Origin of the sequence: uncultured Flavobacterium sp. (assembly GCF_951805225.1) — a bacterium.
Classification (GTDB): Bacteria; Bacteroidota; Bacteroidia; order Flavobacteriales; family Flavobacteriaceae; genus Flavobacterium.
Window position 1 is genome coordinate 2,916,693 of sequence record NZ_OX638201.1, and the last position, 25,167, is coordinate 2,941,859.

Annotated in this window: 23 protein-coding genes, 1 tRNA gene and 1 pseudogene; 16 read left to right on the forward strand and 9 right to left on the reverse strand. The window is 33.2% G+C overall.

Translation table 11 applies throughout. The features are described 5' to 3' along the window. The first annotated feature begins 70 nt into the window (after window positions 1–70). Window positions 71–652, forward strand: a complete 582-nt coding sequence (locus WN975_RS11595; RefSeq protein WP_337966677.1) for a TIGR00730 family Rossman fold protein — start codon at window positions 71–73, stop codon at window positions 650–652. 14 nt (window positions 653–666) lie between these two features. Here the strand turns inward: WN975_RS11595 and WN975_RS11600 are convergent, their stop codons facing one another. Next, window positions 667–1,500, reverse strand: a complete 834-nt coding sequence (locus WN975_RS11600; RefSeq protein WP_337966678.1) for an AraC family transcriptional regulator — start codon at window positions 1,498–1,500, stop codon at window positions 667–669. Between the two features lie 85 nt (window positions 1,501–1,585). Between WN975_RS11600 and WN975_RS11605 the strand changes: the two genes are divergently transcribed. The 7 genes and pseudogenes from WN975_RS11605 to WN975_RS11635 all read left to right on the forward strand — a co-directional run bounded on the left by WN975_RS11605 (window position 1,586) and on the right by WN975_RS11635 (window position 6,710). After that, on the forward strand, window positions 1,586–1,978 hold the full coding sequence (locus WN975_RS11605; protein WP_099708830.1) for a DoxX family membrane protein: 393 nt from the start codon (window positions 1,586–1,588) through the stop codon (window positions 1,976–1,978). Between the two features lie 5 nt (window positions 1,979–1,983). Further along, window positions 1,984–2,934, forward strand: coding sequence for a polysaccharide deacetylase family protein (locus WN975_RS11610; protein ID WP_337966679.1), 951 nt, complete (start codon window positions 1,984–1,986; stop codon window positions 2,932–2,934). Window positions 2,935–3,085: 151 nt separating this feature from the next. Further along, window positions 3,086–3,766, forward strand: coding sequence for a porin family protein (locus tag WN975_RS11615; protein ID WP_337966680.1), 681 nt, complete (start codon window positions 3,086–3,088; stop codon window positions 3,764–3,766). Window positions 3,767–4,005: 239 nt separating this feature from the next. Then, a pseudogene (locus WN975_RS11620) lies at window positions 4,006–4,473 on the forward strand (SRPBCC family protein). Between the two features lie 217 nt (window positions 4,474–4,690). Beyond that, a complete protein-coding gene (locus tag WN975_RS11625; RefSeq protein WP_337966681.1) occupies window positions 4,691–5,059 on the forward strand; it encodes a DUF1801 domain-containing protein in 369 nt (122 codons plus the stop codon). Between the two features lie 62 nt (window positions 5,060–5,121). Next, a complete protein-coding gene (locus WN975_RS11630; protein ID WP_337966682.1) occupies window positions 5,122–6,021 on the forward strand; it encodes a TlpA disulfide reductase family protein in 900 nt (299 codons plus the stop codon). Window positions 6,022–6,029: 8 nt separating this feature from the next. Next, a complete protein-coding gene (locus WN975_RS11635; RefSeq protein WP_337966683.1) occupies window positions 6,030–6,710 on the forward strand; it encodes a mutarotase in 681 nt (226 codons plus the stop codon). A 122-nt stretch (window positions 6,711–6,832) separates the two neighbouring features. Here WN975_RS11635 and WN975_RS11640 read toward each other — a convergent pair whose 3' ends face one another. From WN975_RS11640 to WN975_RS11655, 4 genes are all read right to left on the reverse strand, one after another. After that, complete coding sequence (locus tag WN975_RS11640) at window positions 6,833–7,210, reverse strand: glyoxalase (RefSeq protein WP_337966684.1); 378 nt, start codon at window positions 7,208–7,210, stop codon at window positions 6,833–6,835. Window positions 7,211–7,230: 20 nt separating this feature from the next. Next, complete coding sequence (locus WN975_RS11645) at window positions 7,231–7,800, reverse strand: hypothetical protein (protein ID WP_337966685.1); 570 nt, start codon at window positions 7,798–7,800, stop codon at window positions 7,231–7,233. A 69-nt stretch (window positions 7,801–7,869) separates the two neighbouring features. Then, complete coding sequence (locus WN975_RS11650; RefSeq protein WP_337966686.1) at window positions 7,870–8,613, reverse strand: DUF2625 domain-containing protein; 744 nt, start codon at window positions 8,611–8,613, stop codon at window positions 7,870–7,872. Between the two features lie 32 nt (window positions 8,614–8,645). After that, entirely contained in the window at window positions 8,646–10,793 is a 2,148-nt protein-coding gene (locus tag WN975_RS11655; protein WP_337966687.1) for a cation:proton antiporter, read from the reverse strand. A gap of 312 nt (window positions 10,794–11,105) precedes the next feature. Here WN975_RS11655 and WN975_RS11660 point away from each other — a divergent pair, with 312 nt between their 5' ends. The 8 genes from WN975_RS11660 (at window position 11,106) to WN975_RS11695 (ending at window position 22,246) form a co-directional block, all read left to right on the forward strand. Beyond that, the gene (locus WN975_RS11660) at window positions 11,106–12,533 is read left to right on the forward strand and encodes an L-serine ammonia-lyase (RefSeq protein WP_337966688.1); all 1,428 of its coding nucleotides are present in this window, start codon (window positions 11,106–11,108) and stop codon (window positions 12,531–12,533) included. Window positions 12,534–12,769: 236 nt separating this feature from the next. Beyond that, window positions 12,770–13,588 carry a 3-methyl-2-oxobutanoate hydroxymethyltransferase gene (gene panB, locus WN975_RS11665; RefSeq protein ID WP_099708841.1) on the forward strand — a complete coding sequence of 273 codons (819 nt, stop codon included), beginning with the start codon at window positions 12,770–12,772 and terminating at the stop codon, window positions 13,586–13,588. A 140-nt stretch (window positions 13,589–13,728) separates the two neighbouring features. Beyond that, on the forward strand, window positions 13,729–14,079 hold the full coding sequence (locus tag WN975_RS11670; RefSeq protein ID WP_337966689.1) for a four helix bundle protein: 351 nt from the start codon (window positions 13,729–13,731) through the stop codon (window positions 14,077–14,079). 71 nt (window positions 14,080–14,150) lie between these two features. Beyond that, entirely contained in the window at window positions 14,151–14,840 is a 690-nt protein-coding gene (locus WN975_RS11675; RefSeq protein ID WP_337966690.1) for an RluA family pseudouridine synthase, read from the forward strand. A gap of 76 nt (window positions 14,841–14,916) precedes the next feature. Continuing rightward, the gene (locus tag WN975_RS11680; RefSeq protein WP_337966691.1) at window positions 14,917–16,245 is read left to right on the forward strand and encodes an aldehyde dehydrogenase; all 1,329 of its coding nucleotides are present in this window, start codon (window positions 14,917–14,919) and stop codon (window positions 16,243–16,245) included. Window positions 16,246–16,364: 119 nt separating this feature from the next. After that, window positions 16,365–17,159 carry a hypothetical protein gene (locus tag WN975_RS11685; protein WP_337966692.1) on the forward strand — a complete coding sequence of 265 codons (795 nt, stop codon included), beginning with the start codon at window positions 16,365–16,367 and terminating at the stop codon, window positions 17,157–17,159. A 92-nt stretch (window positions 17,160–17,251) separates the two neighbouring features. Continuing rightward, the gene (locus WN975_RS11690) at window positions 17,252–21,301 is read left to right on the forward strand and encodes a PAS domain S-box protein (RefSeq protein WP_337966693.1); all 4,050 of its coding nucleotides are present in this window, start codon (window positions 17,252–17,254) and stop codon (window positions 21,299–21,301) included. Between the two features lie 93 nt (window positions 21,302–21,394). Beyond that, window positions 21,395–22,246, forward strand: coding sequence for a neutral zinc metallopeptidase (locus tag WN975_RS11695; RefSeq protein WP_337966694.1), 852 nt, complete (start codon window positions 21,395–21,397; stop codon window positions 22,244–22,246). A gap of 441 nt (window positions 22,247–22,687) precedes the next feature. Here WN975_RS11695 and WN975_RS11700 read toward each other — a convergent pair. The 4 genes from WN975_RS11700 to WN975_RS11715 all read right to left on the reverse strand — a co-directional run bounded on the left by WN975_RS11700 (window position 22,688) and on the right by WN975_RS11715 (window position 25,164). Next, window positions 22,688–22,761: transfer RNA gene (locus tag WN975_RS11700), tRNA-His, on the reverse strand. A 77-nt stretch (window positions 22,762–22,838) separates the two neighbouring features. Beyond that, the gene (gene bshB1 / locus WN975_RS11705) at window positions 22,839–23,555 is read right to left on the reverse strand and encodes a bacillithiol biosynthesis deacetylase BshB1 (protein WP_337966695.1); all 717 of its coding nucleotides are present in this window, start codon (window positions 23,553–23,555) and stop codon (window positions 22,839–22,841) included. Window positions 23,556–23,647: 92 nt separating this feature from the next. Then, window positions 23,648–24,730, reverse strand: coding sequence for a chorismate-binding protein (locus WN975_RS11710; protein ID WP_337966696.1), 1,083 nt, complete (start codon window positions 24,728–24,730; stop codon window positions 23,648–23,650). Window positions 24,731–24,735: 5 nt separating this feature from the next. After that, window positions 24,736–25,164, reverse strand: a complete 429-nt coding sequence (locus WN975_RS11715; protein ID WP_099708848.1) for a PaaI family thioesterase — start codon at window positions 25,162–25,164, stop codon at window positions 24,736–24,738. Window positions 25,165–25,167: the final 3 nt, after the last annotated feature.

Genomic DNA, 25,167 nt, shown 5'->3' on the forward strand with positions numbered 1-25,167 from the left:
AGCAAAGTGAGATTGCTTCGTTCCTCGCAATGACAAGATTGTAGCAAATAAACATAAAAACAACTAAAAAATGAAAAGAATAACAGTCTTCTGCGGATCGAGTTTTGGTACCGAAGAAATTTATACAGAACAAGCAACATTACTTGGACAAACATTTGCCAAACAAAATATAGAATTAGTTTACGGTGGCGCAAATGTTGGTTTGATGGGTGCTGTGGCTGATGGCGTTCTTAACGAAGGTGGAAAAGTAATTGGAGTTCTTCCGAACTTTTTGAGATCTAAAGAAATCGCACATCTCGGTTTAACCGAATTAATTTTGGTCGAAAGTATGCACGAAAGAAAAACCAAAATGAACGATTTATGCGATGGCGTTATTGCGCTTCCGGGTGGTTTTGGAACTCTCGAAGAACTTTTTGAAATGCTGACTTGGGCACAATTAGGTTTGCATAAAAAACCAATCGCAATTCTAAACATTAACGGATTTTATGATTCCTTAATTGAACTAACCAAAACAATGGTCGAAAAAGGTTTACTGAAAGATGCCAATAAAAATATGCTTTTAGTAAGCGATAACATTGATGATTTGTTAGAGCAAATGAAAAATTATGTACCGCCAACAACTGGAAAATGGATTGATAAGGACAAATCGTAATCTTATGATTTGTTCTAATTTTTAAATTGCTTCTTATAATCACTCGGATTCAATCCTGTATATTTTTTAAACAATCGATTCAGGTGACTTGCATCGCTAAAACCAAACTCGTATACAATTTCATTGATTTGCATATTAGTAAATTTCAATCTGGTTTCGATGAGTTTTACTTTGTAGGCAATCGTATATTGTTGAATGCTTTGTCCTGTTTTAGTTTTAAAATACTCACTAATATAAGTGGGCGAAACATTGAATTTCAACGCCATTTTTGTTGCTTTTAATTCCTCAGGCTGATAAATATTATGATGCACATAATTCAATAAATCCAAACTCGAATCTGCATTAGATTGATTAAGAGCAAATGGCGAAATAAGCGAAATATTTCTGGCAGCAATCGTAATAATAGTATTCAAAATTTGTTTAATTACTTCTTGTTGCTGCGGAAAATTACTGCTTTCTTCTCTAATCAACGCTTCTACCATCGCACGCAACAAAGGTTTATCGGTTACGGTTTTTAAAATACATCCCGGTAAATGATTGTGGTTGTGAAAGATAAATTCTAATTTCTGAATCCAGTCGTTGCTTTGTGTTTTGAGATAACTATCATGAAATCTGATAAAGAAAAACTTTGTTTTCTCTATAACCTCAAAACTATGAGTATCTTGCGGAAAAATCAAAAACAATTTATCGTTACTATAAGGCAATCGATGATCGTTGATTATCTGAATTCCTTTTCCTTCTAAAACAAAAACCATTTCAAAAAAAGTGTTTTTACGTTCTTTGGCTTCATATTCCGAAACTTCCAAAAACTGAAGTTCAAAAGGATGGTATAAATTTCTAATTTCCATCTTCCAAAAATACAAATTAATCCCATGATTGTACAAATTTTAAAAAGGTGTTCTTCGCAACTTTGCATTATAAAATCATACAAAAATGGAAACAACCTCTTTTTTATTATTACGCCTTGCCATCGCCATTAGCATGTTTGGACACGGATTGGTACGCTTGCCAAAACTAACCACTTTCAGTAACTGGATGATTGGCAGTTTTGAAAATTCTATGTTACCAAAATTCATCGTAACACCTTTTAGCTACATTTTGCCAATAGCCGAATTCGCAATTGGTTTACTCTTATTGCTTGGCTTGTTCACGAAACCATCTTTAATTGCCGGAGGCATTGTAATGCTTGCCTTATTATTTGGAACCTCAATGATTGAGAACTGGGAAGCAGTTCCATCACAACTTATTCATATTGCATTTTTTGCCTTATTATTACATTTTATTGATTCGAATAGCTGGGCAATTGATTTATTAATTAAAAAATAAAAACCATGAGTTCAAGACGAAATTTTATAAAACAAACCGGAATTATCGGTATGGTTGGAATGATGAATCCTCTGGAAACTTTTTCGGAAGTTTCAAAAACGGCTCCTTTATTTACACCTCAAAAGACAAAATGGGCCGATGGTTCCAGATTAATTGTTTCAATTTCGATGCAATTTGAAGCTGGCGGACAACCCCAAAATGCAGAAAGCCCGTTTCCTCAAAATATACAAAAAGGGTATATTGATCTTCCTGCCGCAACCTGGTATGAATACGGTTATAAAGAAGGTGTTCCGAGAATGCTGGACAATTGGGATAAATTAGGTGTAAAAGTGACTTCGCATATGGTTGGAACTGCTGTTTTGAAAAATCCACAACTCGCCAAAGAAATTGTGCAAAGAGGTCATGAAGCCGCTGCACACGGAATGAGCTGGAGCACACAATATACAATGCCATATGACGAAGAAAAGAAATTCATAAAAGATGGTGTTGACGCCATAAAAAGTGTAACAGGTTTTACGCCTGTTGGTTACAATGCAAACTGGCTTCGCCGCGGAACAAACACTTTAGAAATCCTGCAAGAACTTGGTTTTAAATATCATATTGATGATTTAAGTCGTGATGAACCTTTTATTATTCAGGTAAAAAACAAAGATTTTGCCGTGATTCCGTATACAATTCGATGTAATGATATTGTTTTAATTGAAGGAAAAAACTTTTCGGCAGATCAATTTTTGCAACAAGCGAAAATGGAATTTGACCAACTTTATACCGAAAGTGAAACACAACGCCGACAAATGTCTATAAGTTTTCATGATCGTATTGGCGGAACTCCACAAATGGTAAAAGCAACAAACGATCTTATAAAATACATGCAACAACATCAAGGCGTAAGCTTTAAACGTAAAGACGAAATCGCCGAAATCGCTTTGCACGACAAAACAACTATAAGAGAATAAATTATATATTTTAGATTGTTGATTTTAGATTATAATCCATACAGGTAAAACTTGTGTGGATTTTTTATTTTTCGAAAACTGGAAAATGAATTGGTAGGAAAACTAAATCATAATTACATATATTCGCCGTGAAAAAAATCTATCCAAAAACATGAAAAAAATTATTTTCTTATTATTTACAATTACTTTAATCACATTCACAACAACCGCACAAGAATCAAAAATTAAATTTGGAGTACAAGGAGGTTTAACTTATTCAACCTTTAGAGGTTATCACTCTTTCACAAATGAAAAACCGGGTTTATCTTATTTATTTGGAATTTCATTTCAATATAAATTAAATGAAAGTCTGTCTTTAAAAGCTGATTTAAATTATGACAGAAAAACACAGTTTACAAAAGGAACATCGTCAAGTTGGTATACTCCGGATAACCCAATGCCACCAGCAGATGCTATTTATAATTTTAAGTCTGTTACATATCTAAATTACATTACACTTCCAATAATGCTAAAATTCAGTTTTACCCATAATAAGAGTTTCTATATAAATGGTGGACCTTATTTGGGTTATTTAATTAAGTCCGGAATGACGTTTGAATCTTCCAGAAAACAAACTCCAGATGAAGATCTGGAGAATACAAAATACAGAAAGTCATTAGATTTTGGAATTTCAGCAGGTTTTGGAAAAGAATTTAAATTAAATGATAAACATTCTATCTATGTTGAATTACGCGAAAATTTAGGCTTAACAGATATTGCGAATCCTGATATGCCAACTGACGAATCAATGAAAACAAATTCTTTTAATTTAATTACCGGATTTACGTTTTAATTAAATTTTGGTGCATATAATAGCTTAAATTCTTAAATTAGGGGTTTAGAAAAATATTTCACGTTTCAAGTTTACACGCCCGTTTTGTCATTCCGAGGAACGAGGAATCTCCGCAAGTAGCTCGCCAAAGATTGACTTTTCCTTACGGAGTTTCTCACGGAGATTCCTCGTTACTCGGAATGACAAACTAAACTTTTTTTACATTTCACATTTTACAAACAACATCTGACCAACAAAAAATGAAAGTAGAAAACAACCACTTCGCAAAAGCCGAAATGCTGATTAGAAAACCTGTTTCAGAAGTTTTTCAGGCTTTTATTGATCCGGAAATCACCCGTAAATTTTGGTTTACCAAAGGTTCCGGAAAATTAGAACAGGACACAAAAACCGAATAGACATGGGAAATGTATGGTTTTTCATTAACGGTGACAACGCACGTTTTGCAGGAAAATAAAAAAATTGTAATCGAATGGGGAAATCCTGATGAAACCACTTTAGTCGAATGGATTTTTACTCCGTTAAACGAAAATGAAACTTTTGTAAGCATTACAAATTCAGGTTTAAAAGGAGATTCAGATAAAATAATCGATCAGGTTCGAAATTCTACAGAAGGTTTTACGTTAGTTTTGGCTGGAGCCAAAGCTTATTTAGAACATAATATTTTATTGAATTTGGTCTTGGATCGTTTTCCGAAAGGTCTCGCGTAAGAATATTATAAATTCAGTTTTTTAATCTTTTAATCGCGCAAAGTCGCAAAGTTTTTTTGTTTCACGCAGATTTAAAAAGATTTAGGCTGATATACGCAGAATTATATCATATTAAAAAAAAATCTGCTTAAATCCGCGTAATCTGCGTGCTAAAACTCTGCGACTTCGCGTCTTTGCGAGAGATTCATTAATCTATTCTTCACAAAAATTATAAAAAATGGACATTAAGAAACCTGAGAATATCGACGAATACATTGGCGCATTCCCAAATGATGTTCAGGAAATTTTGGAGAAAGTGAGAATGACAATCCAAAAAGCGGCTCCGAATGCCAAAGAAAAAATCAGTTATTCGATGCCGGCTTTTGAGCAAAACGGAATTGTGGTTTATTTCGCCGCCTTCAAAAATCATATTGGCTTGTATGCTTTACCAAGCGGACACGAAGCTTTTGCAGCAGAACTTTCGAAATATAAATCAGGAAAAGGCTCTGTACAATTTCCTTTAAATCAACCAATGCCTTTTGACTTAATTACCAAAATTGTAAAATTCAGAGTAAAGCAAAATCTAGAAAAAGCAAAAAATAAATAAGATTTCCAGACGTTGTTTCTTATGTTCTATAAACTAACCACAAACCGAACTAAACCAATTCTATGAAACAATTACAAATCTTTATTTTACTTCTTTCGCTTTTTACAAGTCCTTTTATTATCGCTCAAAATGAACCTTTAATCGAAAAAGAACTTGCAGAATTGCACAAACCAACCCGAAAAATTCAAGATTCTATTTCGAAATTAATTAAAGATTACAATCTTAAAATAGAACTTGAAACAGATTCTACTAAACGAAATCTGCTTACACTTCGTTTAGACACACTTTGGAATGCGAAAGATCAAAACGATATAAACCAATTAAAACTTGACTTTGATTTTGCCAAAAAACATCCAAATTCATTAAAGGCTTTGCAAATAATGAAAATAAATGTTGGTCGTTTTACAGGAATGAATTTCTATGACACTTTCGTGGAAGTTTTCCAAAATTTTTCTCCAGAAGTAAAGAATTCCGAAGAAGGCAAAGAAATGTCAAAACGACTAAAGTACTTCAAACAAAGCAAAGTTGGCAGTATTGCTCCCGCATTTACATTAAAAGATATTAACGGTCAAACCGTTTCGCTAAGTGATTTTAAAGAGAAGAAATACGTACTAATAGACTTTTGGGCAAGTTGGTGTGCTCCATGTCTTGAAGAACTGCCTTATATCAAAGAATTGTACAAAAAATACAACCAACAAGGATTTGAAATCATTAGCGTTACTGAAGATGAAAAAGCCGATCTTTGGAAAAACGCTATTGCGAAAGAAAAAATCGAATCCTGGAAACATCTTTCTGCTACTGAAAACAAAACTACAATTGTCAATGATTACTTTGTTTTCGGAATTCCGCATAAAGTTTTAATTGACAAAAACGGAGTCATTATTGGAAAATGGAAAGGTGGCGGCGAGAATAATAAACATGATTTACAACAGCTTTTGAAATCTGTTTTTGAAGCTGAATAAACAATACAATGAATTTACAAGAACATTATAACGAACTCTACAAAAAATCTTCTGAAGCTATTTTAGCAGGTAATTACAAACTGGATTCTCAAATTAATGACAAATCTGATTTGCGTTTTGGGATTACTTTATTAATCAGACCAAGCGAAACTATTAAGGCTAATATTCTGTTCTTTTTAAACGAATTAAAAGCGATTGATCCTTTACAATATTATTATCCGGATTCTGATATTCATATTACTGTAATGTCGATTATTTCGTGTTATGAAGGTTTTAGTTTAAACAAAATTACAATTGCAGATTACGTTGAAATTATCAAAAAAAGTCTGATTGATGTAAACGAAATTAAAATTAAATTTCAAGGCATTACAGCTTCACCTTCTGCTTTGATGATTCAAGGTTTTCCAACGGATGAATCTCTTAATAACTTACGGGATAAACTACGCAAGAATTTTAAACAATCAACTTTACAACAAAGTATTGATAGCCGATATGCCATTTCAACGGCGCATTCTACAGTTTTAAGATTTCAGGAAAAGCTTCAAAATCCAAAACAATTAATAGACGTTGCAGAGAAATTTCGTGATTTTGATTTCGGAGAATTTAAAGTCGAAAATATCGAATTAGTTTATAATGATTGGTATCAAAGAGAAGAAAACACAATACATTTAGAAGATTTTAATCTCTAGTTTTTTGCCACTAATTTATTTTTCTCTGCCACGAATTTCACGAATGAGCACGAATTTTTGCTCAAATTGACATAAAATTTCAGCATATTTCAATTAGTAAAAATTAGTGCAATTCGTGGCAACTATTTGTTATACTCTTTACCAGAAAAATTCCCAAAATGCCACAAAACTCCAGATGGATCGTGTAAAAAACATTCACTTCCCCAATCAAAATGTTTCGTTGGAGTTAATTTTACGCCGTATTTCTCCGTCAGATTGAGTTTCAAAAGTTCGTTGTAATAATAATCAACATCTTCAACTTCGAGAAAAATCATTGTGTTTTCGATCCAGCTTTTATCATAATAATCCTGAAGATAAAAGGCTAATTCCCCTGTTTTAAAAACAGAAAACTTTGGATCTAAAACGCCTTCTTCAAAACCTAAATCCTGATAGAAACTTCTGGAGATTTCAAAATCTTTGGCTCCAATAAATGGGCGGATTGATACTGCTTTGTGTTTCATAATTCGTTGAAGTTTAAAATTTAGAAATTCAATTTATCTCTTTGACAAAACCAAGTCGGCTGACAATCAGATACTATACAACCACCAGATATAGATTTTACCTTTTCATTTTCTTCTTTAGAAATTATCTTCCCATTTTTATCTGTAGGATTTCCATCTTTATCCTTGTAACTTATTCCTGCTGACAATCCGTAAATAATCGGAAGTACTTCATCATTCTTACTACAAATTGGACAAACATTATTTCTATCTTTTGAATAAGGACAAGTCGATGTATATGGAATTTCTACATTCTCTACTTCATTTTCTTTTAAGTCCATCATATAACAAATATTAATGGGATAATTCCTCGGCGAAATAAATATTTTTATTTTCTTCTCCGCTTTTACATCTTCGAATACAAATCTTAAATCAGAATCAACTTTTATACTATCTGTCTTAATGCTTGTTTTTAAAATTATATAAGTATTTTCAAGAACCTTTTTATAATTCTCAGGATCTTTTAAAATTAGCTTACCTGTCAATTTACCCGTTTGCGAAAAACAGGAAAATGAAATCAATAAGAAGTATAAAAGTATTTTTTCTTTCATCTAAATAATTATATGATTTTCAAGAATTATCTTTTCTTAAAAATAATAATTCAATCTCAAAACCAAATTCTATTGACCAAAACCAAGTTGTTTTCTTAAATCAATATTTAAACTATATTGTTCCTGAACCGGAATTATTTTTCTTGAGTTTTTATTGATATCGCTTCCTTCGGCTGTCCATAGAAAAGGATAAAAATTAAAAACCTCATCACCTTTTAATTTCGAAACTTCTTGTCGCCAGCCATTCCATCTGTTGCCTTCATAGAATTTATCCAAATCATTGCTAAAACAAAATCCTAAAAATTCAGAATACGTAATATCAAGTGGTTCATATTCGAGATTGTCCGGAGAAAAATAATAAACCTTCCCCAAATCAGTTCCTAATCCGCCGCCATTTAAAAGGTAAAAACCGCCAATTGCATCATCAGCAATTAATGTAAAAGAAGGTGTTTCGCCAAACTCTTTAAATGTTTTTCCTTTATTCCAATCTGAAAGTGTGCGATTAAATTTTGAATTTCCCGAACCCAGAATTCTAATCCAGCCATCATCAACCAAAATTCCGCCAGTCATAAAAATAACCGCTCCTAATGATGAACGCGTAGTAACTTGAGTATTATATAATGTTTCTTTGGCTTTTGAAGCGTCAACGGGTAAAACCTCAACTTTGTTTTTTGCCGTTTTAATCCATTCTTGAACAGTCGCCCAAGCTGGATCTTTTTTATCTATAAGTTCTTCAGCGCTTTTCATTTTGTTTTGAGCTGTTATTGTAAGAGTCAAAAACAGCAATGCAATCAGGGAAAACCTCAGTTTCATTTTATTTAAATTGTAAGAATTATCTCTTAAAACTAACTTTTCTTCAAAATATTGCCTAAGCCACGACCAATTTGCTCAATCGCTTCCAGACCTTTTGTCAATGGTGTTGCGGTAAAATCTTCGTAAGCATCCATTGAAGTTTCTTTGCGATCATCTTGAGCATAAACCAAAATCAAGTTATTATCACTGAACGATCTTTCGAATTTCTGAGGCAATTTATCAAATATAGAATGATAAGAAACGGAACCTTTTCTGGATAAATTGAAAACAATTAAATCTGTTGGTTTTATTTCATCTGAAATTGATTCAAAATTATCCCAATCCAAAATACTTTTAAAGCCTAACTTCGCATTCAACTTCAATTTAGTAGCAACTTGTTGAATCGCTTGATGTGTTTTATACTCAGCGTAAATCACAATCGGAATACTTAATTCTTGCGATAATCGGCAGATTTTCTGTAACAAAAGATGGAATCCAACGCCTCTTTCTGAAAAAGGAGGACAAATGAAAACCAATCTTTTCTCTTCGATAAATGTTTTTTGAAACCTACAGATAAATAAACTTTTGTCTACATTATTGATAATTGAATCTACATTTTCACCAAAAATTTTATCCAGGAAACCTGTTTTTCTTGGCCAGCCTACAATCACAATATCAGACATAATCTCTTTTGAAGTTCTCGCAATTCCGCTTGCAGGATTGTGGTCAATTCTGGCAATCGTATTAATTTTTACTTCTGAAGCTGATCCTTGAATTACAAATTTATCAACGGCTTTTCGATACTTTAATATATTTTTTTCCGCCTGATCATTATTAGGAACAATCGTTAATAAAGTAACCGGATTGGCTGATTTTTTATCTTTTATCAAAAGGGCAAAATCTAATAAACTGGCTGTAGCCGAAGTTTTTGCTAACGGAATTAAAATATGTTCGTCTAAAATTTGATCACTATTTGCTTCTTCATGCGAAACTTCTTCTTCGCAAATGGCAATCTTTTTAGCCGCTTTTTCAGTTGCAAAAGAAGCTACAATACAAGTAATCAGAATTAAAATAATAGTTCCGTTTAAGATGTTTTCATCCAGAATTTTCGCTTTAAATCCAACTAAAATAACCGCCAATGTTGCAGCCGCGTGCGCACTGCTTAATCCGAAAATAAGTTGTCTTTCTGTCTTTGTATATTTAAAAACAATTTGGGTAAAAAATGCTGCGATCCATTTTCCAAAAATAGCGACAACACTCAAAGTTCCGGCAACAATTAACGCTGTTGGACCGCTAAGAATCACACTTATATCGACTAACATTCCCACAGAAATCAGGAAAAACGGAATGAATAATGCGTTTCCTATAAACTCAATTCTATTCATCAATGCTGATGAATGCGGAATTAATGGATTTAATGCCAAACCGGCAACAAAGGCTCCAATAATTGGCTCTACTCCTGCTACTTCTGCCAAAAACGCGGCGAAGAAAACTACAGAAAGTACAAATATATAATGGGCGTGTTTCTCACTTTCTAATTTCTTAAAGAACCATTTTGCAATCCTCGGAATAACAAAAAACATAATTGCCGAGAATATCGCCAATGAAACGGTTAGTTTTATCCAAAATGCCTGATTCAGATTTCCCTGACTACTTCCCATAATAATGGCCAAAATAATCAAAACGGCAGTATCCGTTAAAATCGTTCCTCCAACGGTTATGGCAACTGCCTGATTTTTTGCAATTCCTAGTTTACTCACAATTGGATACGCTACCAAAGTATGCGTTGCGAACATACTTGCGGTCAAAAAACTAGCGTTAAAATCGTAGTTCAGTAAATAAAAACAAACCGGAAATCCTATCGAAAGCGGGAAAATGAAAGTGAAAAATCCGAATAATAAACTCTTATTTCGATTGGCTTTAAACTCATTCATATCAAGTTCAAGTCCGGCAATAAACATAATATAGAGAAGTCCAATTGTCGAAAATAAATCAACGGCAGAATTTTTTGCCAGAATATTTAATCCGTGAGGTCCAATGATTACACCAGAAATAATAAGCCCGATAATTCCCGGGATATTAATTTTTTTAAGTAAAATTGGGGACAAGAGTATAATAAAAAGTATTAACGAAAAAATCAATACTGGGTTACTAAGTGGTAATTCGAATTCGTGTATGAAATGCTTGAAAAATTCTATCATATTATAATTTTATCTTCTTTGTGGTATTTTAATTTTTCGCGAAAGGAAGTTCAAATTAAAATGAGATTTCAGAAGTTATTATGTACCGATTTATCTTAAATCAAATCGGATTCTTTAGTGATTGCTTCTCTACAAAAATACCTAAAAAAAAATGCGAACTTCTCACGAAAACCGCATATTAAGCAATAAAATTTGTTTCGTTACCAAATTAATAAAATTTAATATTTTTTTTAACAAAATCGCAACATTTCTAATTCAAAGTAAATCTTCTTTGCATTATTCAATTATCTTTGTCTTAATAAAAATTACGCAATGGAAGAATGTATCTCTGTTTTTGATATGCTTAAAATTGGTGTTGGTCCCTCAAGTTCACATACTTTAGGACCTTGGAGAGCCGCAGAACGTTTTTTGGAAGAGCTGAAAGACGAGTCAATTTTAGACCAGATTAAACGAGTAAAAGTCGATTTGTACGGATCACTTTCTTTAACCGGAAAAGGTCACGCAACTGATTTATCGGTTATGTTGGGTTTAAGCGGGCAAGATCCCGAATATATTCCTGTTGATAATATTGCCGGAATTATCAAAACAATCGAAGATACAAACGAAATTATTCTGGCAAACGAATTCAAAGTTCCGTTTTACTTTCTTCAGGATATTGTCTTCAATAAAGAGTTTCTTCCCTTTCATGCAAATGGACTAAAATTTACGGCTTATAAAGCAGATGATTCTGAATATGAGTCTACTTTTTATTCGATTGGTGGAGGTTTTGTTGTGAAAGAAGAACGCACAAATGCAAAAATCAAAGAGGAAATAAAATGTGCTTTCCCATTCCCGATTCAAAATGCAGTTGAGCTTTTAAATTATACGATTTCAGAAAACAAATCGATCTCAGAAATTGTTTATGAAAATGAAAAATCGATGCGTCCGGAAGCCGAAATTCACTCAGAATTAATACGCATCTGGAACACAATGTTAGAATGTATGTACATAGGTTGTCATACCGGAGGAGTTCTTCCCGGCGGATTAAACGTTCGCAGAAGAGCTTTTGATATGCACCAAAACTTAATAGGTTTGTCTAATTATTCAGATCCGCAAAGCTGGCTGGAAGAAATTAGAAAAACCGAAGTAAAATTTCGCCAGATCTTAAAATGGGTAAGTTGTTTTGCACTTGCCGTGAATGAAGTAAATGCTTCTTTGGGTCGCGTTGTTACAGCGCCTACAAACGGAAGCGCTGGTGTAATTCCGGCTGTTTTAATGTATTATTTGGTAATCGAAAACCATAATGCAGGCGAAAAAGAAATCAAACAATTCCTGATGGTTGCCGGAGAAATAGGAAGTATTTTCAAAAAAGGTTCAACAATTTCTGCTGCAATGGGCGGTTGTCAGGCCGAAATTGGTGTTTCGTCATCAATGGCTGCCGCAGCGCTTTGCGAATTAATGGGCGGAACTCCTGCTCAGGTTTTAATGGCTGCCGAAATCGCTATGGAACATCACCTTGGTTTAACTTGTGATCCAATTGGTGGTTTGGTTCAGATTCCGTGTATCGAAAGAAATACTATGGGCGCCATAAAAGCTATAAATGCTGCCGAATTAGCGCTTGAAACTGATTCTAAAAATGCAAAAGTGCCTTTGGACAAAGTAATTAATACAATGTGGCAAACGGCAAAAGACATGAATTCTAAATACAAAGAAACCTCCGAAGGTGGATTGGCAATCGCCGTAAATATGGCGGATTGTTAAAATAATTATTTGCCACAGATTAAAATGATTAACACAGATTCAGTAATAGAAATCTTTTTAAATCCTTTAATCTGTGGCAAAAAAATCATCACATTATTATTCTTCCATTAAAATAGAAAACAGTCAATTCATACTTGAATTTAAAGATAAGAAGCTATTCCCTATTGAAATATTTATCGAATGCTGATTTCAATCTATAATTATTCAATACTTTTACACCTTCAAAAAAAAACAAAATGTCAGTAGCAAAAAAAGATTATAAAAGAATCACAACAAAGTCATTAATCGAAATGAAAAGCAACGGAGAAAAAATCTCTATGTTAACAGCTTACGATTATACAATGGCAAAAATTGTTGATACCGCAGGAATCGATGTGATTTTAGTGGGAGATTCAGCATCAAATGTTATGGCGGGTCACGAAACGACATTGCCAATTACCTTAGATCAAATGATTTATCACGCTTCGTCTGTAGTTCGCGCTGTCGAAAGAGCCTTAGTTGTCGTAGATTTACCTTTTGGAAGTTACCAATCTGATCCAAAAGAAGCTTTGCGTTCTGCAATTAGAATCATGAAAGAAAGTGGCGGTCACGCTGTGAAACTTGAAGGAGGAAAAGAAATTAAAGAATCAATCAAAAAAATATTAAACGCCGGAATTCCAGTTATGGGACACTTGGGTTTAACTCCGCAATCTATCTATAAATTTGGTACGTACAGCGTTCGTGCAAAAGAAGATCAGGAAGCCGAAAAATTAATCGAAGACGCCAAATTACTAGAAAAAGTAGGTTGTTTTGCGGTTGTTTTAGAAAAAATCCCTGCTCATCTTGCTGAACAAGTTGCTAAAAGTATTTCGATTCCGGTTATCGGAATTGGTGCCGGAGGTGGCGTTGACGGACAAGTTTTGGTTATTCACGATATGTTAGGAATGAATAATGAATTCAGTCCGCGTTTCTTACGTCGTTATTTAAACTTATACGAAGAAATGACAAAAGCAATTGGTCAATATGCAGCGGATGTGAAATCTCGCGATTTCCCTAATTCTGGGGAACAATACTAGATTAGATTTCTTAGACTTCTTAGATATTTAGACTTCTTAGATTTTATTTTGTATACTTAATTATAAAACAACAAATCTAAGAAGTCTAAGTCAGTCTAAAATCTAAGCAAGTCTTATCTAAAATCTAATCAATCAAAAAAATGCATCAATTTAAAGAACTTTTAATTTGGAAGAAAAGCAGATTGTTTTGTTCTAAAATTTATAATGCAACAGCAAAATTTCCAAGTGAAGAAAAATTTGGAATTATAAATCAATTAAGAAGAGCATCTGTATCAATTCCTTCAAACATTGCAGAAGGTTCATCAAGAAATTCAAACAAAGATTTCGCCCGATTCTTAGAAATTGCAATTGGTTCAGCTTACGAAGTAGAAACACAGCTTTTAATTTCTTCTGATCTTGGATTTATCAATGAAGAAAATACAACTGAATTGATAAAACTATTAGAAGAAATCACAAAAATGACTTCTAGATTCAGAGCCACTTTATTATAATCTTTTTTTTTAATCATAAGTCCAAAATTCTAAGAAGTCTAAGTAAGTCTAAAAATCTAAGCAAGTCTAAAATGAAAATTCTTTCAGATAAAAATAATCTACAAGTTCTACACGAAGACAATCACATTATTGTGGTTAACAAACGCGTAGGCGATATTGTGCAAGGTGATAAAACCGGAGATAAACCTTTATCTGATGTTGTAAAAGAATACATTAAAGACAAATACAATAAACCTGGTGACGTTTTTCTGGGTGTGATTCATCGTTTAGACAGACCCACAACGGGAATTGTTGTTTTTGCCAGAACCAGTAAAGCATTAACACGCATGAACGAAATGTTCAGCAATCGTGAAACTCAAAAAACGTATTGGGCAGTTGTTAAAAATAAACCTCAGGAAACAAAGGCTAAATTGGTTCATTATCTCAAAAGAAATGAGAAAAACAACACTTCAAAAGCACATTTAAAAGAAGTTCCGGATAGTAAAATCGCCAGTTTAGATTATACTATTATTAAAGAACTTCAAAATTATGTGGCATTAGAAATTAATCTGCATACTGGTCGCCATCACCAAATTAGAGCTCAATTGGCCGCAATTGGATCTCCAATTAAAGGAGATTTAAAATATGGTTTTGACCGAAGTAATCCTGATGGCGGAATTCATCTTCATGCCAGAAAGTTAGTTTTTGTGCATCCGGTTTCTAAAGAAAACATTACAATCATTGCTCCTACTCCAGACGAAACAATTTGGAATGCGATATGATTTTTATGATACAATTGTTAATTTTTTAATTTTTATCGATTAACTTGCATAGACAAAAATCAAGTGAATCATAAAAATGGACTATAAAAACGACATCGGATACAGAAAAGAAACGCTCAAAAAATTGTTGTATAACATTCAAAAAAGCGAAGATTTAATTGTAAAAGCTTTATACGATGATTTTAAAAAGCCAGAATTTGAAGCGGTTTTAACGGAAACGAATTATGTCATTTCCGAACTAAAAGACACCATCAAAAACATTCACAATTGGGCAAAACCAAAACGTATTTTGCCTTCTCTTCTTAATTTTCCTTCTACAGATTATATTTTTAAAGAACCTTACGGAAATGTTTTGGTTATTGCGCCCTGGAATTATCCTTTTCAATTGGCATTATGTCCTTTGATTTCTGCCGTTGCTGCAGGAAACAGAGTGGTTTTAAAACCATCAGAACTTACGCCACATACCTCAGCAATAATTGCAAAAATTATCCAAAAAACATTTCATGTCAATCATGTTGAAGTTTTTGAAGGCGGCGTTGAAGTTTCGAATAAATTACTGGCAAAACGCTGGGATTATATTTTCTTCACCGGAAGTGTTTCTGTTGGAAAAATCATCGCCAAAGCTGCAGCCGAAAATCTGACTCCGATTACATTAGAATTAGGCGGAAAAAATCCTTGTATTATTGATGAAACGGCAAATTTGAAACTTGCAGCAAAACGTATTGTCTGGGGAAAATTCATAAATGCCGGACAAACCTGTATTGCGCCGGATTATATTTTGATTCAGAAAAACATGAAAGTCAATTTTCTTTCGTTTTTAATGGAAGAAATCATAAAAGCTTACGGCAAAAAAATGGAAAAATCTCCTGATTTTGCCCGCATTATAAACACAAAAAACTGGGTTCGTTTAGACAGTATGATAGAAAAAGAGAAAGTAGTTTTTGGAGGTGAAACAGATGCACACAATCTCTATATTTCTCCAACTTTAATCGAAGAACCTGCTCTCGATAGTCCAGTTATGCAAGAAGAGATATTTGGTCCAATTTTACCAATCCTAACTTACGAAACTGAAGCTGATCTTCAAAATGTAATCAGCCGATATGAAAAACCTCTTGCTTTTTATGTTTTTAGCGAAAATAAGTCTTTTGCAAAAAAACTAATTACTACTTATTCTTTCGGTGGCGGATGCATTAACGATACAGTTGTTCATTTTTCGAACAAAAGATTACCTTTTGGCGGCGTTGGTCACAGCGGCATTGGCGCTTATCACGGTCAATTAAGTTTTGACATCTTCTCGCATCATAAAGCGATCGTAAAAAAAGGAAACTGGCTCGATTTACCAATGCGGTATGCACCTTACAAAGACAAATTGGCTTCGATTAAACGTCTATTAGACTGGGTGTAAGTATAAAAAAACGATTTCGTAATGTTTTGTAGATTTTCATACGGAATTGATTAAAAATATTATATTTACGTCTGATTAACCAGCTTAACTTACAAGAATATAAAACAATTTTACTTCTAATGAAATCTACACTTGACCAAATTGAAGACATCAAAAAAAATGGATATACCATAGATTTTGGGTCCACTTTTAATTACGCTTTCGAAAACTACAAAAAAATAGCACTTTATTCAGGGCTTATTATATTGGTTTTTTCAATTATTATAGCGGTCCTTGCCATGGGATTAGCCGTTACCATTTATGGTGTTGCAGCAATTAGTAAAGATTTTATTCTGGATTTAGAAAATCAGAAACTTTCTTATCTCGAGCAGCTTCTTTCTATAGGTGCTGTTTCTCTATTTGCAGCTTTATTGGCTCCTTTTGGAGCTGGATTTCTTAAAATGGCAGATTGCGCAGACAAAGACGAAGAATTCAACGTTTCGACAATTTTCACTTATTACAAAGCACCCTATTTTACTCAGTTATTCATAATGGCACTAATTATAGGATTAGTAAGTAATGCTATTTCGGCTGTTATCGAAAGCTTTGGAATCGTACTTTTAGGAACTGCAATTTCAATTTTTATATCATTTTTCACTTTTATAGCAATTCCTTTAGTCGTTTTTGGAAATTTAAGTGCTGTAGATGCCATAAAAGGAAGTATAATTGTAGTAACTAAAAATCCGCTATTAATTTTCGCATTATTTATCACCGGTATAATTGGCTCTATGGTTGGCCTTATTGGTTGTTGTATTGGAGTACTTTTTACTATTATTTTTAATACTTCTGTAACATATGCGACTTATTTCTCGATTTTTACTGAAGAAGAAGAAAAAGATATAATTGAATCAATTGGACAATCAGATTTAGAATAAAACCGAAGTTTCTAAGTAAAAAAAGGGCTTAACCTACTCTTTTTAGAGCTTTCAAAAATGCTATTTTACTAAACCAACATACCCCGAATTCTATGGTAGCTAACTGTAGTTTCTTCAATTCATTGATTTCAGGAATTGCTTTAATCGGCAATGTCCTGAAATCAATTATAACAAATTGGTATGTTTACAATTCTGATATAATTTTCTACAACAATCCTAAACTCATCATCTTAGGATTATCCCTTTTTGGATTTCTGGCATTATTGGTTTATCAGTTTTTTCGAATAAAAGCCAGAATTGGTTATTTTATCGAAAAAAAGAAAGAGGCCGAAACTGCAAGTAAAGAATATCAATTGTATATTTTATTCTTTGGAATTGCAGTTATTGTAATCGAAATAATTAATGAAATCTTCAAAATCAGACCAAAAAGTTTACTTATCGTAAACGTTTCCATTGGTTTTACAGTTCTCCTTATTTATTTAATAACAGACAAAGTCAAATGGCTTCGAGATAGAATTCAGCAAATTTTCATTTTCTGTTTCTTTATATACATAACCTATGTTTGCTACAATATTGTTCGTCTTGCAAACGATGTTGTTCCGGTTATTGTATTTTTAATCTCCTTTTTCTTTTCGTATAATATTCTAAAACCAATAAAAACGTACTGGTTTTTTGTTGCTCTGGTATTTGTTTTTCTTATTACAACCGTTACTTTTCATTTAATTCCGATAAAATCTTCTGTATTATTAATTAATTTCTGCATTCTTATTTTCATTATCAATCAGGTAAAATATGCCGTTTTATTAAACAATCGGGATAATTTTAGATTTGCAAACGAAATTGTTCATAAAGGAAATTCATTAACAATTGCTACAAATCAAAAAGGCGCAATATTATTTTGCAGCGAAACAGTAAGTTCTATTTTAGGTTATTTACCGGACGAAGTTATGGGTTTTGACTTCTGGAAACTCACAAAAGACGAAGGATTCATAGAAAACAATCTTCCAATACATTATCAGGAAAACAAACTTTATATTCGAAAATTAAAAAGCAAAAATGGAGAATATAAATACATTCAATGGAAAGATAAAAAATTCTCAGACGACTTAATTATCAGTATTGGTCAGGATGTTACGGAACAAATCAATGTTCAGGATCAATATAAAAATCTAATTCAAACTGCGACTGATATTATTTTTGAAATTGATGTCAACGGACATTTTACTTTTATTAATGAATTTGGATTTTCAATTTTAGGCTATTCTGAAAATGAAATTATATCCAAACATTATTCAAATTTCATTCACGAAAATTACATTAGAGGCGCTGTAGATTTTTATGAAAATCTGGTCATCAATGAAAATAATTTCCCTACAATAGAATTTCCGGTTATTAAGAAAGACGGATTAGAAGTATGGATTTCTCAAAAGATTATTGTTCGCAAAAATGATCTTGGCGAAACTATTGGTTTTGCCGGAATTGCCAGAGATATTACTGAGATCAGAAATATCGAAAACGAGAAAAAAAGACGTCTCGAAAAAATTGAAGCTTACAATAATTCGACAAAAAAACTATCGACAACAGACTTTAGTAAATACGATAATTTAAATACTGTTATTGATTATATCGTCAAAGAAGCGGCAACGGTAAGCAAAACAAACAGAGTAAGTTTCTGGAAATATTACAAAGATTTAATTACTTGCAAAAACATATTTAGCCTTGACAATCAAAACTTAAGCGACAAAAATATATTAGATAAAGAATCGTATCCAATATATTTTGAAACCTTAAAAAACAAAGCTATTATTAATGCTCCGGATGTTTTTAATAAACTTGAAACTTCTGAATTTCAGAAACTCTATTTCACCAAAAATCACATCAAATCGATGCTTGATGTTCCCGTATTTTTAAGCGGGCAATTGGCTGGTGTCGTTTGTTTTGAAAGTACCGAAGAACAAAGAGAATGGGATAACGAAGACATTAATTATGCACGAACCATTTCTGACGTAATCTCGCTGGCTATTTCATCGCAAATGCGTTTAGAAGCTGAGCGTAAATTAGAATTTAAAAGTCAATTGTTATCTGCGCTTTCTCTTTGTACAGAGAAATTTTTGCTAAGCAAAACGACTCAGGAAATGTTTCAGGAAACTTATGATTTAATTGGAAAAGCAGCCAAAGTAGATCATATGTATTACTACGAAAGAGACTTTACAACAAATACAGTAAGTCAGAAATATAAATGGTCCAAAAGTGGCGTTCAACATCAAATTACACCATTAAGGCAGCTTACAGAAGATAATTTAAAAGAAATTTACAACGTCGCTCAAAGCAAAAAAATCCTTAACACGCTTACGCGAAAGCTTGAAGACACCTTTTTTAAGCAACTTTTGATTGATAACGAAATCAAATCAATTTTGATTTTACCGCTTTATATCAACGATATTTTTACGGGATTTATAGGTTTTGACGATTGTACAAATGAGAAAAAATGGTCTGAAGAAGAGATTTATATTTTTCAGGTTCTAGCCAATAATATCTCTTCTGCTTTAGAGCGAAATCGGAATGAAAACAAAATTCTTGAAAGTGAAGAAAAATTCAAATTAATAGCCAATAACATTCCCGGAACCGTCTATTTATCCAAATTTGATGCTTTTTCGACTAAAATATTCCTTAGCGATGAAATTTTGCATTTAACCGGTTATTCAAAATCTGAATTTATTGAGAACAATTTATCGTTTTTATCCCTAATTCATCCGGATGATAAAGAGGAAGTAATCAACAGCCAGATTGATAATTTGCAAAGCGGAATGCCTCTTCATAATGTATATCGAATTCAACGAAAAACTGGTGAATATATTTGGGTGGAAGAATTTGGCGATGTAATCAAAAAAGGTGACGAAATTGAATTTGTGGGTGGAATCTACTTTGATATTACAAACAAAAAAGAAACCGAAGACGCGATAAAAGCCAAGCAATTAGCGGAAGCAGCCAATAAATCTAAATCTGACTTCCTGGCGAATATGTCGCACGAAATCAGAACTCCACTAAATGGCATTATTGGTTTTACACATTTATTGATGAAAACCGAACTTGAAGAAATTCAGGAAAAATACATGACTACGATAAATCAATCGGCACATTCATTATTGGAAATTATCAATGACATTCTTGATTTTTCTAAAATTGAAGCTGGAAAACTGGAGCTTTTCATTGATTTGTACGATATTAAAAAAGTACTCGGTCAGGTTTTTGATTTGATTGTTTATGAGTCAAACCAAAAAAATCTTCAATTGGAACTCAATGTCGATCCTGATGTTCCTAAATATATTTGGACAGATATTGTACGTATCAAACAAATTTTGATCAATTTACTTTCGAATGCAGTAAAATTCACCAACGAAGGTTCTATAAAGCTAAATGTTTCGGTTCTGGAAAAATTCAAAAGCAACAATTGTGTGATTCGATTCTCTGTAATTGACACAGGAATTGGAATTTTAGAAAAAAATCAGAAGAAAATTTTCAAGGCATTTTCGCAAGAAGATAGTTCTACAACGAGAAAATTTGGAGGAACCGGTTTAGGATTAACTATTTCGAACCAATTATTGGCTCTTATGGAAAGCCGATTACAACTGGAAAGTAAAATAGATATTGGAAGTAATTTTTATTTTGATTTAAATCTAAAAACAAGCAATCAAAGTATAAATGAAAAATACAATGCTGAGTTAAAGAAAATGAACTCAAAAGCGGATTGCACTAATGAATTAAGTGATAAATCAATAACCTTTTTGATTGTAGAAGACAACAAGGTAAATATGATGCTGCTAAAAACTATCATTAGAAATTTATACAATAATGCTTTTATTTATGAATGCGAAAATGGATATGAAGCTGTACAGCAATTCGAAAACATCAATCCAAATATGGTTTTTATGGATATTCAAATGCCAATTATGAATGGCTATGAAACCACAAAAGCAATTAGAAATACTAGCCGCGGTAGAGATATTCCCATAATTGCCGTTACTGCGGGAGCCGAAAAAGAGGAACGCAACAAATGCATTTCAGCCGGAATGAACGATTACATTTCGAAACCAATCATGAAAGGAACTGTCGAAGACGCTTTGACAAAATGGTTAAAATAATTAAAAGTAAATGAGATTGACTAGTCTCTAATTCCAAAAAAAAATATAAATTCGTAGAGATTTACCCTACAATAATTTTTAATACAGAATACTATGAAATGGAAAGGAACTAGAGAAAGCGATAATGTTGAAGACAGAAGATCAATTTCTGGCGGAAAAGTAGCCGTTGGTGGTGGTATTATTGGAATAGTAATTTTGTTGCTAAATGTTTTTGGTGGCGAGACGGGACAAACTATAGGTTCTGCTTTAGAACAAATACAAGGCGGACAACAACAAACAACTCAAACAGCTGCTCCCTTAAGTAAAGAAGATGAAGAAATGGGACATTTTGTAAGATCTGTTTTGGCTAAAACTGAAGACACTTGGGACAAGATTTTCACAGAACAAGGAATTACCTATAAGAAACCGAAATTAGTGCTTTTTAAAGGCTCTGTTAACACTGCTTGTGGTGGTGCATCTTCGGCTTCGGGACCATTTTATTGTCCCGGAGATCAAATCGTATATATGGATTTAGATTTCTTTGAAGAACTTCAAACTAAATTTGGTGCAAAAGGTGGTGATTTTGCTATTGCATACGTTATTGCACACGAAATTGGTCATCACATACAAACTCTGTTAGGAACATCAGTTAAAATGCGTCAGGCGCAAGAAGGAAAAAGCGAGGCTGAAGCCAATAAACTTTCGGTTGCACTAGAACTACAAGCGGATTTTTATGCAGGAGTTTGGGCTCATGATAACCAACAATATATAGAAGCTGGTGATATTGATGAAGCTTTGAGCGCTGCAAATGCCGTTGGTGACGATGCAATTCAAAGCAAAATGCAAGGTCACGTTGTTCCGGATTCCTTTACACACGGAACATCTGAACAAAGAATGTACTGGTTCAAAAAAGGTTTTAAAACCGGCGATATCAAACAAGGAAATACTTTTGACGAAATTCGTTAATCCGCAAACCAAATATAACAACCAAATGAGCATGACTTAAACGTCATGCTTTTTTTGTGCCTTTTTTTGTCTTTTTTGAACCATATAAGTGATATGTAGAGATGCACAGCAGTGCATCTAACCCAACGTAAGTCAATATTTTTTGTCATATTGAACCATATAAGTGATTTAAGTTCATTTTAGATGGAACTTGTAAAAATCCTTGCTGTACATCCTAAAATAACGGAGAATCCTCATTTTTGTCATTTCGACGGAGGAGAAATCATACTCGCGGATCGACACAGATTATCGACATTTCTTTGTGGAGCTTCTTGTGTGATTTCTCCTCCGTCGAAATGACAAGATCGCGTATAGCTAAAATGAACTTAAATCACTTATATGGTAAAAGAAAATTATAAGCACAAAAAAAGCCTTGAATTTCTTCAAGGCTTTAAATTTCTGGGTGGCTGACCGGGTTCGAACCGGCGACCCGCGGCACCACAAACCGCTACTCTAACCAGCTGAGCTACAACCACCATTTTTGCTTAGCGAGTGCAAATATATAACAAAGGTTTACTTCTACAAAGAAAAAAATGAAAAATTTTTAGAAAAATTACATCAAATTTTCTAAACTATTGACTGCCAAACACCTTTCAACAGTAAAACCTTCAGCAAAATCTTTACCAACTAACCTTCCTAAGTCCTGCGCACGATAATTTAGACTTTCAAAAAAGTTTTTACTCGTAATTGGTGTTACAGGTTCTGTTGAATTTGGATCATAAAACTGAGTTTTATAAGCCATAATCGCTTCTACCTTTTTCTCTTCAAAACCTGTGATGTCAACTACAAAATCCGGTTGAATGTTTTTCCACTGAATATAGTGATAAACCACTTTTGGTCTCCATGGTTCCTGATTCTCTCCATCTACCGAAGTTTCGATCTTTACCAATCCTGATAAAAAGCAAGCGTCAGAAACCAATTTGCTCCCTTTTCCGTGATCGATATGACGATCGTCAATTGCATTACACAATACGATTTCAGGTTTATACTTACGAATCATTTTTATAACCTCTAATTGGTGTTTTTCGTCATTTACAAAAAATCCGTCACGCATCTCCAGATTCTCACGAACCAAAACACCTAATATTTTTGCCGCATCTGCAGCTTCAGAATCTCTGGTTTCAGCAGTTCCTCGCGTACCTAATTCACCACGCGTTAAATCTACAATACCAACTTTTTTTCCAAGAGATACTTCTTTTAAAATTGTTCCCGCACAACCTAATTCTACATCATCCGGATGTGCCCCAAAGGCTAATATATCTAATTTCATTTCGTTTTTTGTTTTTTTTTGTTTCACGTTTCAGGTTTCAGGTTAACATTCAGAACGTGAAACTTGAAACCTGAAACTTGAAACTTTTTTCTCTAACAATTACTATTCTTTTTTACGTTCAAAACCCTTTTCATCGTCATTGATTTATTGACGCTTTCCTCCCATTCATTTTCGGGAATACTCTCTTTTGTAATTCCGCAACCCATGTATAATATTGCTTTATTATCCTTGATTTGCATGCTGCGTAAATTTACAAATAAATCAGAGCTTGCTATTTTGTTCGCAAAACTGCTATTTAATTCGCCTAGAAATCCAGTGTAGAAAGTTCGGTCATAATTTTCATTTTCGATGATAAAAGCTTTTGCTTTCTTCTTTGGCAAACCACAAACTGCAGGCGTTGGATGCAAAGTATCAATAACTTCTTCAAGCGTTGAATTATCGTTTAAAACTCCCGAAATATCAGTTTTAATATGCCAGATCGATCCAGCTTTCAAACTGTAAGGTTCTGTAACATTAACCGAAGCCGCGACTTCACGCAATCTTTTTACAATAAAATCAGTAACATATTGCTGTTCGTCTTTTTCTTTTTGCTGCCAAAGAATCTCAGATTCTGCCGTCGCTTTCTGAGTTCCCGCCAAAGCAGTCGTTTCAAAAACATTTCCGCTTGCTTTCAATAATTGTTCCGGCGTTGCTCCCATCCAAAGACCAATTTGAGGATGAAAAAAACAATACGAAAAAGTCGTTGGATACAAATGAATCAAACGCTGAAAAATGGTACTGAAATCGAAATTAACTAAGTCAATTGTTTCGCTTCTGGATAAAACCACTTTTTTGAATTCGTCGTTTTTAATCGCTTCAATTCCTTTTGAAACCAAATCTTCATATTGATTTTTGGCTTCCAAATCAAAATTTACTTCTTCGATTTCATTAAAATCAAAATTAACTTTAGTTTGTTCGGCACTAATAATTTTTGATTCTTCTTCCGGAATTAAAATCAGTTGTTTTTCATCAAAAGAAGCAAAAACAAAACCTTTCTCGCTATAATCTGAAACTGTATATAAAGTATCATTTTGCTGTAAAAGCGCAAAAATACTGGACGAATTAGGTTTCGAATAGATTACAAAAGGTAAATTCTGCTCTTGATGTTTTTTTACAGTAGAAAAAAAGTCATTCATATTTTCTACGCTTTCTTTTTGTCTAAAACCATATTCGTCAATTTGCAAAGCGAAATCAGATTTCCGGCTTCATCAGTGATTTTAATTTCCCAAAGATGAATACTTCTTCCTTTATGAATGATTCTTGCCGTTCCAAAAACAAAACCTTCGCGAATACTTTTCAGGTGATTTGCAGAAATTTCGATTCCGCGAACTTCCTGTTCTTTTGGATCAATAAAAAAGAAAGATGCTGCACTTCCTACACTTTCGGCCAAAGCTACCGAAGCACCGCCGTGCAATAATCCCATTGGTTGGTGAACGCTTGGATTTACAGGCATTTTTGCAGTTAAAAAATCTTCGCCTGCGTCTATATATTCAATTTTTAGCGTTTCCATCAAAGTGTTTTTAGAAAACTGATTGCAACGCTCTAATATTTGTTCTTTTGTGTAATTCATTTA